Annotated in this window: 12 protein-coding genes and 2 rRNA genes (1 of these 14 running past the window's edge); 5 read left to right on the top strand and 9 right to left on the bottom strand. The window is 68.1% G+C overall.

All coding sequences use genetic code 11. The annotated features are described in order from the left end of the window. The 4 genes from BJ988_RS16015 to BJ988_RS16000 form a co-directional block, all read left to right on the top strand. Nucleotides 1–1,166 (top strand): 23S ribosomal RNA (locus BJ988_RS16015); it begins 1,924 nt to the left of the window's first position. A gap of 174 nt (nt 1,167–1,340) precedes the next feature. Beyond that, a 5S ribosomal RNA gene (gene rrf, locus BJ988_RS16010) occupies nt 1,341–1,457 on the top strand. 129 nt (nt 1,458–1,586) lie between these two features. Further along, nucleotides 1,587–2,693, top strand: a complete 1,107-nt coding sequence (locus BJ988_RS16005; protein WP_179658870.1) for a tetratricopeptide repeat protein — start codon at nt 1,587–1,589, stop codon at nt 2,691–2,693. Between the two features lie 222 nt (nt 2,694–2,915). Beyond that, entirely contained in the window at nt 2,916–3,446 is a 531-nt protein-coding gene (locus BJ988_RS16000) for a DUF3145 family protein (protein WP_179658869.1), read from the top strand. Nucleotides 3,447–3,526: 80 nt separating this feature from the next. On the opposite strand, the gene BJ988_RS15995 is transcribed toward BJ988_RS16000, so the two are convergent. From BJ988_RS15995 to aceE, 7 genes are all read right to left on the bottom strand, one after another. Further along, nucleotides 3,527–4,996, bottom strand: a complete 1,470-nt coding sequence (locus BJ988_RS15995; RefSeq protein ID WP_179658868.1) for an acyl-CoA carboxylase subunit beta — start codon at nt 4,994–4,996, stop codon at nt 3,527–3,529. Between the two features lie 161 nt (nt 4,997–5,157). Next, a complete protein-coding gene (locus BJ988_RS15990) occupies nt 5,158–6,426 on the bottom strand; it encodes a beta-ketoacyl-[acyl-carrier-protein] synthase family protein (RefSeq protein WP_179658867.1) in 1,269 nt (422 codons plus the stop codon). A gap of 90 nt (nt 6,427–6,516) precedes the next feature. Further along, entirely contained in the window at nt 6,517–6,768 is a 252-nt protein-coding gene (locus tag BJ988_RS15985) for an acyl carrier protein (protein WP_008364250.1), read from the bottom strand. Nucleotides 6,769–6,823: 55 nt separating this feature from the next. After that, entirely contained in the window at nt 6,824–7,810 is a 987-nt protein-coding gene (locus BJ988_RS15980; protein ID WP_179658866.1) for a beta-ketoacyl-ACP synthase 3, read from the bottom strand. Beyond that, entirely contained in the window at nt 7,807–8,997 is a 1,191-nt protein-coding gene (locus tag BJ988_RS15975) for an acyltransferase domain-containing protein (protein WP_179658865.1), read from the bottom strand. The genes BJ988_RS15980 and BJ988_RS15975 overlap by 4 nt, the downstream gene beginning before the upstream one ends. Nucleotides 8,998–9,100: 103 nt before the next feature. Further along, a complete protein-coding gene (locus tag BJ988_RS15970) occupies nt 9,101–10,288 on the bottom strand; it encodes a PucR family transcriptional regulator (RefSeq protein WP_179658864.1) in 1,188 nt (395 codons plus the stop codon). Between the two features lie 130 nt (nt 10,289–10,418). Then, nucleotides 10,419–13,259, bottom strand: a complete 2,841-nt coding sequence (aceE, locus tag BJ988_RS15965) for a pyruvate dehydrogenase (acetyl-transferring), homodimeric type (protein WP_179658863.1) — start codon at nt 13,257–13,259, stop codon at nt 10,419–10,421. 85 nt (nt 13,260–13,344) lie between these two features. Between aceE and BJ988_RS15960 the strand changes: the two genes are divergently transcribed. Next, the gene (locus tag BJ988_RS15960; protein ID WP_343051638.1) at nt 13,345–14,238 is read left to right on the top strand and encodes a carbohydrate kinase family protein; all 894 of its coding nucleotides are present in this window, start codon (nt 13,345–13,347) and stop codon (nt 14,236–14,238) included. Here BJ988_RS15960 and BJ988_RS15955 read toward each other — a convergent pair. Next, nucleotides 14,235–15,209, bottom strand: coding sequence for an NAD(P)/FAD-dependent oxidoreductase (locus BJ988_RS15955; protein WP_179658862.1), 975 nt, complete (start codon nt 15,207–15,209; stop codon nt 14,235–14,237). The genes BJ988_RS15960 and BJ988_RS15955 overlap by 4 nt on opposite strands. Further along, nucleotides 15,206–16,300 carry a glutamate-cysteine ligase family protein gene (locus BJ988_RS15950; protein WP_179658861.1) on the bottom strand — a complete coding sequence of 365 codons (1,095 nt, stop codon included), beginning with the start codon at nt 16,298–16,300 and terminating at the stop codon, nt 15,206–15,208. The genes BJ988_RS15955 and BJ988_RS15950 overlap by 4 nt, the downstream gene beginning before the upstream one ends.

The raw sequence follows: 16,300 nt of genomic DNA, 5'->3' as shown, positions 1-16,300 counted from the left end.
GCTGGGGGAAGCGTGAAAGGCCGCAGAGACCAGGCCCAAGCGACTGTTTACTAAAAACACAGGTCCGTGCGAAGTTGTAAGACGATGTATACGGACTGACTCCTGCCCGGTGCTGGAAGGTTAAGAGGACGGGTTAGCCTCACGGCGAAGCTCAGAATTTAAGCCCCAGTAAACGGCGGTGGTAACTATAACCATCCTAAGGTAGCGAAATTCCTTGTCGGGTAAGTTCCGACCTGCACGAATGGAGTAACGACTTGGGCGCTGTCTCAACCGTGGACTCGGCGAAATTGCACTACGAGTAAAGATGCTCGTTACGCGCGGCAGGACGGAAAGACCCCGGGACCTTTACTATAGTTTGGTATTGGTGTTTGGTTCGGCTTGTGTAGGATAGGTGGGAGACTGTGAAGCGCACACGCCAGTGTGTGTGGAGTCAACGTTGAAATACCACTCTGGTCGTACTAGATGTCTAACTTCGGACCATGATCTGGTTCAGGGACAGTGCCTGATGGGTAGTTTAACTGGGGCGGTTGCCTCCTAAAGTGTAACGGAGGCGCTCAAAGGTTCCCTCAGCCTGGTTGGCAATCAGGTGGCGAGTGTAAGTGCACAAGGGAGCTTGACTGTGAGACAGACATGTCGAGCAGGGACGAAAGTCGGAACTAGTGATCTGGCCACGGCATGTGGAAGCGTGGTCACTCAACGGATAAAAGGTACCCCGGGGATAACAGGCTGATCTTCCCCAAGAGTCCATATCGACGGGATGGTTTGGCACCTCGATGTCGGCTCGTCGCATCCTGGGGCTGGAGTAGGTCCCAAGGGTTGGGCTGTTCGCCCATTAAAGCGGCACGCGAGCTGGGTTTAGAACGTCGTGAGACAGTTCGGTCCCTATCCGCCGCGCGCGTAGGAAACTTGAGAAATGCTGTCCCTAGTACGAGAGGACCGGGATGGACGAACCTCTGGTGTGCCAGTTGTACCGCCAGGTGCATGGCTGGTTGGCTACGTTCGGAAGTGATAACCGCTGAACGCATCTAAGCGGGAAGCACGTTTCAAGATGAGGTTTCCCACCCTATATGGGTTAAGGCCCCCTACAGACCATGGGGTTGATAGGCCGGAGGTGTACAGCAGTGATGCCCAGCCGACCGGTACTAATAGGCCGAGGGCTTATCTTTCATAAACCCTCAACAAAAACAACAACCATCGAAGACAACTTCTTTGATGAGACTGTTCGCGTCCACGAACCAACTAGCAACAAGCTAGAACTAAACAATGGCTTGGCCACCCCAAGCATCTCTGCCTGGCAGCGAAAGCGCCGACAGATCAACGCAGGGGTGAGTCGATAGAGTTACGGCGGCCATAGCGAAGGGGAAATACCCGGTCCCATCCCGAACCCGGAAGTCAAGCCCTTCAGCGCCGATGGTACTGCAACCGAGAGGCTGTGGGAGAGTAGGACGCCGCCGGACAAAATTTCAGGTAGAGGCCGCCCTTTTGGGCGGCCTCTACTGCATTTACTGGCACTTAGTATGTCAACAGAGCGATCGCGATGATCGTTCGAAGTCGGCCGCGGTGACGCGGCAGTGAGGATGGCGGCTATGGCTGAAGAGCGCCGTAGCAACAGAGGCGGAAAGCCCGCCGGACGCCCGGGGGGTCCGAAGAGCTCAGGTTCATCGAACGGCCGTGGCGGCCGAGCAGGTGGCGGCCGGCCCGGAGCCGGACGTAGCAGCGATCGCCGCGATGGCGGCACTGGTGGCGCCGGAGGCGCTGGCCGCGGAGGCGAGCAGCGCCGGGACGGTGGCCGTGGAGGCGACGAGCGTCGCGACGGCAAGCCGACGGGCGGCCGCAGCGGCGCCCCGCGCGCAGGAGGCCGTTCGGACGGTCCGAAGCGCGGCGGTGCCAGCAGCGACCGCAAGGGTGGCTACTCCAAGGACCGCGGCGGCAAGCCGGGCGGTAAGCCCCCTGCTGGCGCGCGGCGTCGTTTCGACGAGCCGCGCGAGGAGCGTACGGACGATCAGCGGGTCTACGACGGCCCGGAGCTGCCGGAAGAGGTGAGCGGCAAGGAGCTGGACCGAGCGATCTCGGCTCAGCTGCGTGGCTTGCCGGAGAAGCTGGCGGCGCGTATCGCCCGTCACCTGGTCGCAGCCGACATGTTCATCGACTCTGACCCGGAGCTGGCCTACCAGCACGCGAAGGCCGCCAAGTCGCGCACACAGCGGATCGCCGTGATCCGCGAGGCGCTCGGCGAGGCTGCGTACGCAGCGGGCCACTACTCCGAGGCGCTCGCGGAGCTGCGTGCAGCGAAGCGGATGAACGGCGCGGGGGCCTACCTGCCGATCATGGCGGACTGCCACCGCGCTCTCGGTCAGCCCGAGCAGGCGATCAAGCTCGCTCACAGCCCGTCTGTTGCAAACTTCGAGGCGCCGGCCAAGGCCGAGATGACGATCGTCGAGGCCGGTGCTCGTCGCGACATGGGCCAGCACGACGCGGCTCTGCGGATCCTCGAGCAGGCGCCGCTGAACAACAAGAGCCGCGAGTCCTGGGTGGTGCGACTGCGCTACGCGTACGCCGACACGCTCCAGGAGGCCGGCCGCGACAAGGACGCGCTGACCTGGTTCCACCGCACCTACGCGATCGACTCCGACGAGATCACCGACGCCGCGGTACGGGCCGAGGCGCTCGAGAAGACGGTCCAGCGGGACTGAGAACCCTTCAGAGCATGCAGTCAGTGGCGGTCGGCACCTGTGCCGACCGCCACTGACGGTTTTGCTTCGGTACTGGAGATCCTTGGCCGCGTAGGTAAGAATGGGTCCTACTACAACTACATAGCCAACTACATCCGTGTGAACCACCGAAGCATTTTCCTTCACGCATGATCGAGCCCGCTGGGGAAGGCGTAGCTCGCGCCGCAACGAAGGAGATATTCGGTGACCACTCAGATCAAGGACCCGAACGCCTCGCGTGGTACCGCCCGAGGCGTTGTGTTCGTGCATTCGGCTCCCTCCGCGCTCTGCCCCCATATCGAATGGGCCGTCGCGGGGGTTCTTGGCGTGCCGGTGACCTTTGACTGGACGCCGCAGCCGGCCCAGGCAGGCACCTACCGAGCCGAGCTGTTCTGGTCCGGTGCGGTCGGTTCCGCAGCGGCCATCGCCTCGGCGCTGAAGGGCTGGACGCACCTGCGCTTCGAAGTCACCGAGGACGGCACGTCGACCTCTGAGGGCGCCCGCTACTCCTTCACCCCCGATCTGGGCGTCTTCCACGCCACGACCGGGATGCACGGCGACATCATGATCCCGGAGGACCGGCTCAAGGCTGCGGTCGTGAAGGCCTCGCTAGGTGACACCACGCTCGAGCTCGAGGTGGACAAGCTCCTCGGCAAGCCGTGGGACGACGAGCTGGAGACGTTTCGTCACGCCGGGGAGGGCGCGCCCGTACGCTGGCTGCACCAAGTCGTCTGAGTGACTCGTCGGCCGCAGAGCACGGTCGACCACAACGCCGAGTCGGCGCGTCATGACGCGCCGACTCGGCGTGATTTGGATCAGAGCGGGATGTTGCCGTGGGCGCCGCGGCGTACGCCGTCGGTCTGGATGGCCTCTTCGAAGGCGGCGGCGATCGCGCTGCGAGTCGCCGCAGGCTCGATGACCTCGTCCACGACACCGATCTCGACCGCCTTGTCGACGCCGCCGGCGAGACGCTCGTGCTCGGCGGCGAGCTCCGCCTCGACCTGAGGACGGAGGTCGGGCGCGACCTCGGCGAGCTTGCGGCGGTGCAGGATGCGGATCGCGGCGACAGGGCCCATGACCGCGACCTCAGCGCCCGGCCAGGCGAAGACCTTGGTCGCGCCGAGGGAGCGCGCGTTCATGGCGATGTAGGCGCCGCCGTAGGTCTTGCGGGTCACCAGGGTGACCCGGGGGACCACGCACTCGCCGAAGGCGTGCAGAAGCTTGGCGCCGCGGCGGACGACCCCGTCCCACTCCTGGCCCACGCCCGGCAGGTATCCGGGGACGTCGACGAGGACGATCAGCGGGACGCCGAGAGCGTCGCAGAGGCGTACGAACCTCGAGGCCTTCTCCGCGGAGAGGGAGTCGAGACATCCGCCGAGCCGCAGCGGGTTGTTGGCCACGACGCCGACGGTGCGGCCACCGAAGCGGCCCAGGGTGGTGACGATGTTGGGCGCCCAGCGTGCGTGCAGCTCCTGGGCGGTGCCCTCGTCGAGGATGTTCTCCACCAGCGGGTGCACGTCGTAGGCGCGCTTCTTCGACTCGGGCAGCTGCTCGGCGAGGTCCTTGTCCTCTACGGCGCCGACGTCGAGGCCACCCTGAGAGCCGAGGAGGGAGGCGACCGTGCGGGCCTTGTCGAGGGCCTCGCGCTCGGACTCGGTGAGGATGTGCACGACGCCGGAGCGCCGGCCGTGGGGCTCAGGGCCACCGAGGCGCAGCATGTCGACGTCCTCGCCGGTGACTGAGCGTACGACGTCGGGACCGGTCACGAAGATGCGGCCCTCGGGGCCGAGGATGACCACGTCGGTGAGGGCGGGCCCGTAGGCAGCACCGCCGGCAGCCGGGCCGAGGACGACCGAGATCTGTGGGATCTTGCCGCTGGCCTGGGTCATCACATGGAAGATGCGGCCGACCGCGTGCAGAGACAGTACGCCCTCGGCGAGCCGGGCGCCGCCGGAGTGCCACAGTCCGATGATCGGCACGCCGTCGGTGATCGCGCGGTGATAGGCGTCGACGACCACACGGCAGCCGAGGTCGCCCATCGCGCCGCCCATGACGGTGGCGTCCGAGCAGAAGGCGACTGCCCGGGTGCCGTCCACCTCGCCGACGGCAGCCAGCATGCCGGAGCGCTGTCCTGAGCTTGTCGAAGGGTCGTCGTCGGGGGAGATGAGCTCGAGGGTGCCCTCGTCGAAGAGCGCCTCGAGGCGGGTCACCGGGTTGCGCGGGTCCTGGTCACGCGGAAGCTTCTGCTTTTTCGCGGGCGCAGGCGCGGAGGTGGTGATGGTCATCAGGCGATGTCCTGTCGATCGGCGCCGAGCGGGCGCCGTCCAGCCTGTGGGCTGGCTGGGCGCCGCCTCGACGGCAGAGTGAGGTTCTTCCGAGAGGCGGCAGCGCCGCCAAATCGCGCGATGGGCATCGCGCAGCCGGTGCCCGGCCGGCAGGACATGCCCTACAGGCTCCCGTAGATCACCGCGACGTTCGCGCCGCCGAAGCCGAAGGAGTTGTTGAGGGCGGCGATGTCGCCGGCCGGTAGGTCGCGGGTCTTGGTCGCGATGTCGAGCTCGACCGCGGGGTCGAGGTTGTCCAGGTTGATGGTCCGCGGCGACTGGCGGTGGTGGATCGCCAGGACGGTCGCGACGGTCTCGAGAGCACCGGCTCCACCGAGCAGGTGACCGGTCATGGACTTGGTCGAGGTGACCACGACGTTCTCGACGTGGTTGCCGAGGGTGGCGTGGAGCATAAGACCCTCCGCGATGTCGCCCTGCGGCGTCGAGGTCGCGTGGGCGTTCACGTGGACGATCGTGCTCGGGTCGACGTCGCCGTCCTCGAGCGCGCCCTTGATGGCACGGCTGCCGCCGCGGCCCTCGGGGTCGGGCTGAGCGATGTCGTGGGCGTCGGCTGTCACGCCGGCGCCGAGGACCTCGGCGTAGATCCGGGCGCCGCGCGCCTGAGCGTGCTCGAGCCTCTCGAGCACGACGATGCCCGCGCCCTCACCGAGGACGAAGCCGTCACGACCGGTGTCCCAAGGGCGGCTGACCGTGGTCGGGTCGCCACCGTCGGGGCCGGACGCGGTCTTGGACAGGGCCATCATGTTGGCGAAGGCCGCGATCGGCAGCGGGTGGATCGCTGCCTCGGTGCCTCCGGCCAGCACGACGTCGGCGCGTCCCAGACGGATCTGGTCGGCGGCCAGCGCGACTGCCTCGGACCCGGAGGCACAGGCGGAGATCGGGGTCTGAGCCGCGGCGCGGGCGCCGTAGGTCAAAGAGATGTTGGCTGATGAGGCGTTGGCCATCAGCATCGGGACGGACAGCGGGCTGACCCGGCGCGGTCCCTTGGCCAGCAGGATGTCGTAGTTGTCGAGCAGGGTGGTCACGCCGCCGATACCGGTGGCGACGGCGACGCCGAGGCGCTCACCGTCGAGGCCTGCCTCGGTGGCTGTGCCCTCGAAGCCGGCGTCCTTCCAGGCTTCGGCCGCAGCGACCACGGCGAACTGTGCGGAGCGGTCCAGGCGCCTGGCCTTGACCCTCTCCAGGACCTCGGACGGCTCGACGGCGATGCGGCCGGCGATGCGTACGGGCAGGTCGTTGGCCCACTCCTCGGTGAGCTCGCGGATGCCGGAGCGGCCGGCGATCAAGGCATCCCAGGTGGTGGCTACGTCTCCGCCGACCGGGTTGGTGGTGCCCAATCCGGTGATGACTACTCGGGTGCGGCTGCTCATGTGGTCTCCGTGGGTGGTTGGCGCGTCGTGTTCAGGTGAGGAAGGTCCGGCGACTCGGCCTGGGAGGGTTGGCCGAGCCGCCGGGGCGCGTCAGGCGTTCGCGGAAGCCTTCTCGATGAAGCTCACCGCGTCGCCGACGGTCTTGAGGTTCTTGACCTCCTCGTCGGGGATGGAAACGCCGAACTTCTCCTCGGCAGCGACGACGACCTCGACCATGGACAGCGAGTCGACGTCGAGGTCATCGACGAAGGACTTGTCGAGCTGAACGTCGGCGACATCGATGCCGGCGACCTCGTTGACGATCTCGGCGAGGTCGGAGCGGATCTCTTCGGTGGTGGCCATGTGTGGTGGTTCCTCTCGGATTTTTGGGTGCTGAAACTGTGGGACTGAATGCAGGCTAAGGGACGACGACGACCTGGGCGGCGTAGACCAGCCCTGCGCCGAAGGCGATGAGCAGAGCGGTGTCACCGGATTTTGCTTGGCCCTGCTCGATCATCCGCTCCAGGGCGAGCGGGACCGAGGCGGCCGAGGTGTTGCCCATGGTGGCGATGTCGCGGGCGATCTCGACCGTCGCCGGCAGCTTCATGGAGCGGGCGAGGGCGTCGACGATGCGCATGTTGGCCTGGTGAGGCACGAAGCAGTCGAGCTCGTCGGCGGTGATGCCGGCCTTCTCGAGCGCCTCCTGCCCGACCTTGGCCATCGCGAAGGCGGCCCAGCGGAAGACCGGGTTGCCGTCCATCGTCAGCCAGGGGATCTCCTTGGCCTCGTTCGCCACGAACCAGTCCGGGGTCTGGATCATGTCGGCCTTGTCGCCGGACGATCCCCACACCACCGGACCGATGCCCGGCTCGTCGCTGGGCCCGACCACAGCCGCTCCGGCGCCGTCGGCGAAGATGAAGGCGGTGCCGCGGTCGTGCGGGTTGGTGATGTCGGAGAGTCGCTCGACCCCGATCACGAGCACGTGCTTGGCGCTGCCACCTCGGACGAGGTCGCTGGCCATCGCGATGCCGTGACAGAAGCCTGCGCAGGCTGCCGATACGTCGAAGGCGGCCGGGTGGTCGGCGCCGAGCTCGTCGGCGACCAGCGCGGCGACGGCAGGCGTCTGACGCAGGTGGCTCACCGTCGCCACCAGGACGCAGTCGATCTGGTCGATGCCGATCCCGGCGTGCTCGAGCGCCTTGCGTGAGGCGGCGACAGACATCATCTGGACGGTCTCGTCCTCGTTCGCCCAGCGACGCTCGGTGATGCCGGAGCGGGTGCGGATCCACTCGTCGGAGGAGTCGATCAGGTCGACGATCTCGCTGTTGGGGACCACCCGGTTGGGGCGGTAGCCACCGACGCCGAGGATGCGGGCGTGCGGGGAACCTGAAGGGGCTGAGATCACGAGTGCTGCGCCCCCGTCGGGTGCAGACGCAGCAGCGGCTGACCGGGGGAGACGAGGTCGCCGTCCTCGACCAGCCATTCGATGATCTCGCCGCCGTGGGCGGACGTGATCACGATGGTGTCGCGGAGGCTGGCGATGGCGCCGATGTCGGTGCCGGCGGGGATCACGTCGACCCCGGAGACGGCCTCGGAGAGCTTGAACGTGCCCTTGGTCGGGGAGACGACCAGCCGCCACGTGGGCGTGGTCTCGATCAGGTTGGTCTCGCCGTGCTTCTCGACGAACGCGCGGGCGTCCTCGAGCTGGTCGGGAGTCTTGAGCGCGAAGGTCTCGACCCCCTTGAGAGCACGCTTCGCGATCCCGGTCAGGGTGCCGGCCGGCGGCATCTCCAAGATGCCGGTGACACCGATGTCGGACATGGTGTCGAGGCAGAGGTCCCAGCGGACGGGGTTGGCGATCTGGCCGACGATCCGGCCCAGGGCCTTGGCGCCGTCGTGGACGATCTGGCCGTCCTTGTTGCTGATCAGGCGCGTACGCGGGTCGTGGGTCGTGACGCTCTGGGCCAGCCGGGCCAGGTGGCCGACGGCGGGCTCCATGTGCTCGGTGTGGAAGGCGCCGGCGACGCTGAGCGGCATCAGCCTTGCCTTGGCGGGCGGCTCGGCCGCGAACGCCTCGAGCTGCTCGAGCGTGCCCGCGGCGACGATCTGGCCGGGGCCGTTGTCGTTGGCGGGGGTGAGGCCGTGCTTCTCGATCGAGGCGAGCACCTCGTCGCGGGAGCCGCCGAGGACCGCGGTCATGCCGGTCGGCGTCTTCGCGGCGGCCTCGGCCATGGCTTTGCCGCGCTCGCGCACGAGCACCATCGCCTGCTCGGCGCTGATCGCGCGGGCACCCGCGGCGGCGGTGATCTCACCGACGCTGTGGCCGGCGACTGCGCCGATCTTCGCGAAGGCGTCCGCGGGGTGCGGGAAGAGCTGGAGGGCCGCGACCAGACCGGTGGCGACCAGCAACGGCTGGGCGATCTCGGTGGCGCGGATGGTCTCTGCGTCGGCATTCGTGCCGTAGTGGATCAGGTCGATGCCTGCGACGGTTGAGAGCCACTCCATACGAGCGGCGAAAGCGGGGTCCTCCAACCACGGGGTGAGGAATCCTGGTGTCTGAGCACCTTGTCCTGGGGCGACAATGACGAGCACGAGACGATACTCCCGTCTGGAGGGGGGTCGGAGCACCTTCAGCGACGACGAATATCTGTCGCGCAATCTTGTAGGAGTGCTACAAAGCCGGAGAATGTGAGCCTCAGTGGTCCTGCTGCCGGCCGAGGATCAGGGCGACCTGCAGGGTGAGCGCGTCGCGGGAGTCGGTCGGGGAGAACCCGGTGAGCTCGGCGACCTGCTTGAGCCGGTAGCGCACGGTGTTCGGATGCACGAACAATGTGCGCCCGGTCGCCTCCAGGCCACCGCCGGCGGCGAAGTACGCAGCCAGGGTCTCGATCAGGGTGCTGCGAGCCTCCACCAGCGGCTGGTAGAGATGCTCGATCAGGTAGCGATGGGCCCACGCGTCGCCGGCCAGCGCACGTTCGGGCAGGAAGGACTGGCTGAGGGCCGGCCGAGGCGCATCGGGCCATCCGGGCGCTGCCCGATAGGCCGAGAGCGCAGCCCGAGCAGAGTTGGCGGCGGTCGCCAGTCCGGCGGCCACCGGTCCGACCACGACGGGGCCGTCTGCGAAGAGATCGTCGATGCGGCCGGCCGCCTTCAACGGATCGTCGATGCCGCCGAGCAGGGCCACGAGCCGGTCTCCCTGGACGGCGCACAGGGTGTGTAGGCCGTGGGTGCGGGCGCGGCGGCGTACCTCCTCCATGGCGGCGTCGAGGCCGATCCCCTCGGGGGCGTGGCCCAGCACCACGCACAGCGGCAGGTCGGCGTCCCAGCCGAGCGCGCTGGCGCGGGAGAGGACGACCTCGTCGGTCTCGGCGCGCAGGACGGCGTCGACCACGAGCGCCTCGAGCCGGGCGTCCCAGGCGCCGCGCTGCTCGGCGGCGCGGGCGTAGACCTCGGCGGTGGCGAAGGCGACCTCACGGGCGTAGCGGCCGATCGCCTCGTGCACGTCGGCGGCGTCCTCGGGGCCGAGGAGATGGTCGATGTTGGCCTCGACGACCTCGATCGAGAGCCGGACCAGGTCGACGGTCTGCTGGAGGGTGATGATCCCGGTCAGCGCCCGCGGCGCGACGCCGAACATCGACGCGGCCAGGTCGGGCTTGGCGGTGTCTGCGGAGGCGCCGCCGGCGTACCAGCCGACGAACTCCTTGATACCCGCCTGGACGATCAGGCCGACCAGAGAGCGGTTCTTGGCCGAGAGGTCCTTGAACCATGGCATCGCGTCGTCCATACGTGACGTGGCGGCGGTCGCCAACCGGCCGGTCGCGCGCCGCAGCGCCTGCGCGGTGCGCTGGCGGGTGGGAGGGATAACTGCGGTCACATCGTCCATTCTTGCGCGGCTTACGTCCAGAAACTTGCCGGGGGCGGGTGTTTGCCCCAGGTAGAAGCGCCGAGTCGGCGCAGATGTCTCAAGGATCTGGGACATCTGCGCCGACTCGGCGGCTTGCAGGGTCGCCGGCTCAGGCGTCCCCGCCCTCCTGCATGATGCCCTTCGCGGCAGTCGGGTCGTCGATCCGGTAGGCGTCGAAGGCCTTCTTCACCAGAGCGCCGTCGATCTCGCCGGCCTCGGCCAGGGCCTGGAGGGCCTGGACGACGACGGACTGGGCGTCGATCTGGAAGAAGCGACGCGCGGCCGGGCGGGTGTCGGCGAAGCCGAACCCGTCGGCGCCGAGGACGCGGTAGTCGTCAGGCACCCAGCGGGCGATCTGCAGCGGGACGGCCCGCATGTAGTCGGAGACCGCGACGACGGGACCGTTGGACGCCGAGAGCTTCTCGGTGACGTACGGCGTGCGCGGGGTCTCGCCCGGATGGTTGAGGCTCCACTGCTCGGCGTCGATGGCGTCGCGAGCCAGCTCGTTCCACGAGGTGACCGACCAGGTGTCGGCCTTGACGCCCCACTCCTCCTCGAGGAGGCGGGCAGCCTCCTCGATCCACGGGAAGCCGACGCCGGAGGCCATCAGGCGGACCTTCGGTCCCTCGCCCTCGGCGGTCGAGACCTTGTGGATGCCCTTCAGGATGCCCTCGACGTCGACGTCCTCGGGCTCCTTGGGCTGGCTGACCGGCTCGTTGTAGACCGTCAGGTAGAAGATGACGTCCTCCCCGTGCGGGTGCTCCTCGGACGTGCCGTACATCCGCTCGAGGCCGTTCTGCATGATGTGCGAGACCTCGTAGGCGAACGCGGGGTCGTAGTGCACGACCGCCGGGTTGGTCGCCGCCAGCAGCGGGGAGTGACCGTCGGCGTGCTGGAGACCCTCACCGGTCAGCGTGGTGCGACCTGCGGTGGCGCCGATCAGGAAGCCGCGGCCCATCATGTCGGCCATCGCCCAGATCGAGTCACCGGTGCGCTGGAACCCGAACATCGAGTAGAAGATGTAGAACGGGATCATCGGCTCGCCGTGGGTCGCGTACGCGGTGCCGGCAGCGGTCGCGGAGGCCATCGCCCCTGCCTCCGAGATGCCCTCGTGCAGCATCTGGCCCTGCGCGGACTCCTTGTAGGAGAGCAACAACTTCCGGTCGACGCTCTCGTACTGCTGGCCGCCCGGGTTGTAGACCTTCGCGCTCGGGAACATCGCGTCCATGCCGAAGGTGCGGTACTCGTCGGGTGCGATCGGGACGATGCGCTTGCCGATCTCCGGGTCACGCATCCAGTCCTTGAGGAGCCGGACGGTCGCCTGCGTCGAGGCGACCTTGTTCTTGCCGGAGCCCTGCTTGAGCTCGGTGTAGATCTTCTCACCCGGCAGGGTGAGCGGCTTGAACTCGACCCGGCGCTGGGGGAGCGGGCCGCCGAGCTGCTTGCGGCGCTCCATCATGTACTCGATCTCGGCCGACTCCGGACCCGGGTTGAAGAACGGCGCCGCACCGGTCTGCTCATAGGTCGCCTCGAGCTCCTTGTCGGAGATCGGCAGCAGCAGCCGGTCGCGGAACTTCTTCAGGTCCGCCATCGTCAGCTTCTTCATCTGGTGGGTGGCGTTCTTGCCCTCCAGAGCGTCGATCGTCCAGCCCTTGATGGTGTGGGCGAGGATGACGGTCGGCTGCCCGACGGTCTTGGTCGCCGCGTCGAAGGCCGCGTAGACCTTGCGGTAGTCGTGACCGCCGCGGGGGAGCTTGCGGATCTGCTCGTCGCTCATCTGCTCGACCATCTTGCGCAGGCGCGGGTCGGAGCCGAAGAAGTTCTCCCGGACGTACGCACCGGTCTCGACCGAGTAGGTCTGGAACTGGCCGTCGGGGGTGGAGTTCATCTTGTTGACCAGGGTGCCGTCGACGTCCTTCGCGAGCAGCTGGTCCCACTCGCGGCCCCAGATGACCTTGATGACGTTCCAGCCGGCGCCGCGGAAGTTGGACTCCAGCTCCTGGATGACCTTGCCGTTGCCGGTCACCGGGCCGTCGAGCTGCTGCAGGTTGCAGTTGATCACCCAGACCAGGTTGTCGAGCTCCTCGCGGGCGGCGACCCGGATGGCGCCGAGCGACTCGGGCTCACCCATCTCACCGTCGCCGAGGAAGGCCCACACGCGCTGGTCGGAGGTGTCCTTGACGCCGCGGTTCTGCAGGTAGCGGTTGAACCGCGCCTGGTAGATCGAGTTGATCCCGGTCAGGCCCATCGAGACCGTCGGGAACTCCCAGAAGTCGGGCATCAGACGCGGGTGCGGGTAGGACGAGATGCCCTGGCCGACGCCGTGCTGCACCTCCTGGCGGAACCGGAAGAGCTGCTCCTCGTTGAGCCGGCCCTCGAGGAACGCACGCGCGTAGATGCCGGGGGAGGCGTGGCCCTGGATGAAGACCTGGTCGCCGCCGCCGGGGTGGTCCTTGCCGCGGAAGAAGTGGTTGAAGCCGACCTCGTAGAGGCTCGCGGAGGACTGGTAGGTGGCGATGTGGCCGCCCACCTCGAGGCCCTTGCGGTTGGCGGAGGAGACCATGACGGCGGCGTTCCAGCGGATGAAGGCGCGGATGCGTCGCTCGATGTCCTCATCGCCCGGGAACCACGGCTCGCGGTCGGAGGGGATGGTGTTGATGTAGTCGGTGCTGCGCAGTGCGGGGACCCCGACGGACTTCTCTCGGGCACGCTCCAGCAGACGCAGCATCATGTAGCGGGCTCGCTCGCGTCCGCTCGACTCGAGCATCGCGTCGAACGAGCCGAGCCACTCACTGGTCTCTTCGGGATCAATGTCCGGAAGCTGGGTCGGTAGACCCTCGTGGATTACGGTCGGCTGGGCGGGGGTCGGGCCCTGCGGACCACCAGTCGTCTCGGTGGATTCATCGGTCACATCCTCAATGGTCGCACGCGGTCTAGAGCGGTTGCCCATCCGCGGTGGGTTACTGGACAGTAGGCGGTTTCTGCTGGTCAACCCCGGAAAATTCGAACGTGCGCCGAGTTGCTAATCTGCCGCTGTGACCAGCCTGGATCGTGACAATGCCGCTGCTGACGTCTTGGTGGTAGGTGAGGCACTGGTCGACGTCGTCACCACGGCAGACGGCGCAACCCAGGAACATCCCGGCGGGAGCGGCGCCAACGTCGCCGTCGCGCTGGGTCGGCTCGGCCGGCCGGTGCGCTACGCCGCCTCCTATGCCGATGACGCGCGTGGACAGTCCCTGGCCACGCATCTGGCCGGGTCAGGGGTCCGGATGGCGTGCGACCCGCACGTGCTGGCCCGGACCTCGACCGCGCAGGCCACGATCGCGGCCGACGGGTCGGCGGCGTACGTCTTCGACCTGGAGTGGAAGCTCGGCGAGATCGCCGTGGGCACGCCGCGGTTCGTCCACATCGGGTCGCTCGCTCCGGTGCTCTCGCCCGGCGCCGAGACGGTCTTCGCGCTGCTCGACGGGCTCCCGGACGGTGTGCGCGTCCTCTATGACATCAACATGCGGCCCACGCTGACCGGAACGGGCCAGGAGGTCGTCTCGCGGATCGAGAGAGCCGCGGCGTACGCCGATGTGGTCAAGGCGAGCGACGAGGACCTGGAGACGCTCTACCCCGGGCTGGGGCTCGACGACGCGGCGGCTCGGCTGCTCGCGCTCGGCGCCGGCGCGGTCGCGGTGACCCGTGGTGGCGACGGCGCCAGCTGGATCACCACGTCCGAGCGGATCGACGTCAGTGCGGAGAAGGTGACGGTCGTGGACACCATCGGTGCCGGCGACACCTTCTCCGCCGGCCTGGTCGACGCGCTCTGGGACGACTTCGAGCGCGACCGGCGTGAGGTGCTCGCCCACGGCGTCCGCGCCGCGGCGATCACCGTCTCGCGCGCCGGTGCCAACCCGCCGACCCGCGCCGAGCTGGGCGCCTAAGCGTCCAGGCGCTCGGCGAGCGTACGTCCCAGCCAGGCGGCAGAGCGGATGGCGCTGCCGCAGTTGGCGATGAGCAGGCCGGGCGCGGGTTCATCGACCACGAGGGTCTTCTGTGCCGTGTCGACGCCCCAGAGGATGTCGTCGACGCGGGCCTCGCGAAGCCAGGGGAGGGTCGCGCCGAGTCCACGGTCGAGGATCGTCGTCCAGTGGTCGACAGGTCCTGAGGTGTCGTCGTCCTCGACGATGTCCTCCTGGCCGACCAGGACCCGCAGCCGGTCGTCGATGAGCTTGAGGAAGACGTAACCGAAGCCGTCGCCGACGGGCACGATCGTGTGGGGCATCTGCTCGCGTTCGGGTGGCACCGGGAGGTCGAGCACGAAGAGCTGGCGCTTCTCGGGCGTCGCGCTGCTCTGCGGGAACACCGTGGCGTTGGCGGCACCCATCGCTCCGAGGACCCGTCCGGCGCGGACGGTGCCACGGGAGGTCTCGACGATGTGCCCGGAGCCGTCCGGACGGACCCCGGTGACGGCGGCAGCGTCGACGAACTGTGCTCCCCGCTCTTCCGCCTGGTCTCGCAGCAGCTCGACCAGCCGCGTGGCGGAGACGTTGAGCGCCGGGATGAGCTCACCGGTGTGGAGCAGGTGATAGGTGTTCTGGAGCATCGCCAGATCCGCATGGGGTGCGGCGTCGCGGATGAACTTCTCGGTCTCTGTCGTCATCTCGCGCTTGACCGGGTCCGGCCAGGTCCAGCGGATGCTGCCCCCGGAGTAGCGGTAGGTCGCGAGGTTCGCCGGATCGCCCGCGGGGTCGTAGTCGAGCACCACCACACGCAGGCCCGGCCTGGCCAGGAAGCAGGCCGTTGCGGCGCCGATGGGTCCGGCTCCGCAGATCGCCACATCGGCCTCCGCGGGCAGAGTCACGAGCGGGTCAGTGGTCGTGTCAGCGGGCAGGTCGGCGGGCAGATCGGTCAACGAAGTCCTTCCGAGAGGTACATCAGGCCTGTGCGCGAATATGCGTCCAGAAGGCTATCGGCAGGCGTACGTCCCGCGCGCAGCAACTGGTCCAGTCGGTCGAGGTGGCCGGCCTCCGCGCCCATGGTCGACCCCGCGGCGAGGGCTCGGTGGGCTGCGGTGAGCACCTCGCGGGCGCCGGCGGCGATCTCCGGATCGGCGAAGGCGGCCATGGCGGCACGCTGGTGCAGGTCACGGCTGGGGGTGTCGGCGAGGCCGGGGAGGTCGTCGGCGAGACAGACCCCGAGCGTCAGGGCGGCGCCGGCGAGCAGCAGGTCACGGGAGAGGAAGGCGTCGAAGGCCTTGAACTCGATGCGTCCCTCCTCGCGGGGGATCCGCGGCGGGTGGACCATCGTGGGTTCCGCCCCCGCCGGCGGTGAGCCCACGAAGCAGCGCGCCGCCACCCGCCGCCAGGTGCGCTCGTAGGTGCGCTTGCTGGGGCCGTGCCACGGCCGGCCGGCGTGGAACGGAGAGCTGAAGCTGAACGGCACCATGAACGGGCTGTAGTAGGTCAGCCGCCGGGTCACCTCGACGACCTCGGCCGCGGAGAGCTCGGGGAAGGAGAGGTTGATGTCGGGGCCGTAGCTCAGGTTGGAGACCTCGGCATGGTCGTACTCGCGGTGCTCGGCCCGCATCCGCTGCTCCCACTCGTTGAGCGGCGGGTCGAGGACGTACGCCTCTCGGACCGGGTTGAAGCCGACGATGCCCAGGCGCAGGCCCAGGGGATCGAGACGTGCGGAGAGATCGTCCTGCAGATCGATCAGCCGGTCGGCGGCCTCGGTCGTGTTCGAGCAGATCGGGGTGCGGATCTCCACCCCCTTGACCAGCATCGACGTGAAGACGCCATTGGGGTCGAACCGCTCGTCTCCCTCGAGGTACCAGTAGCCGTTCTTGATGCCGAGGTCGCCGCGCACCAGACCTTCGTCGGTGGTGCCGGAGCCGTCGGCGAGGGCGTGTTGGAGGGCGGCGAAGTCGAGGTCCCCGAAGTCATGGAAGGTGCCCGTCCCGCTCACCAGGGCATACTCGAACTCGAACCCGGCGGAGTAGAGCAC

It is taken from the genome of Nocardioides panzhihuensis (assembly GCF_013408335.1).
Taxonomy (GTDB): domain Bacteria; phylum Actinomycetota; class Actinomycetes; order Propionibacteriales; family Nocardioidaceae; genus Nocardioides; species Nocardioides panzhihuensis.
The sequence above is the reverse complement of the archived record's forward strand: the minus strand, read 5'-3'. Positions and strand labels throughout refer to the sequence as shown.

Bases quoted from the DNA above. Each gene is read 5' to 3' on its own strand.
- BJ988_RS15985 (WP_008364250.1), bottom strand. From the start codon at position 6,768: ATGGCCACCACCGAAGAGATCCGCTCCGACCTCGCCGAGATCGTCAAC.
- BJ988_RS15995 (WP_179658868.1), bottom strand. From the start codon at position 4,996: ATGACCATCACCACCTCCGCGCCTGCGCCCGCGAAAAAGCAGAAGCTT.
- aceE (WP_179658863.1), bottom strand. From the start codon at position 13,259: ATGGGCAACCGCTCTAGACCGCGTGCGACCATTGAGGATGTGACCGAT.
- BJ988_RS15990 (WP_179658867.1), bottom strand. From the start codon at position 6,426: ATGAGCAGCCGCACCCGAGTAGTCATCACCGGATTGGGCACCACCAAC.
- BJ988_RS15970 (WP_179658864.1), bottom strand. From the start codon at position 10,288: ATGGACGATGTGACCGCAGTTATCCCTCCCACCCGCCAGCGCACCGCG.
- BJ988_RS16005 (WP_179658870.1), top strand. From the start codon at position 1,587: ATGGCTGAAGAGCGCCGTAGCAACAGAGGCGGAAAGCCCGCCGGACGC.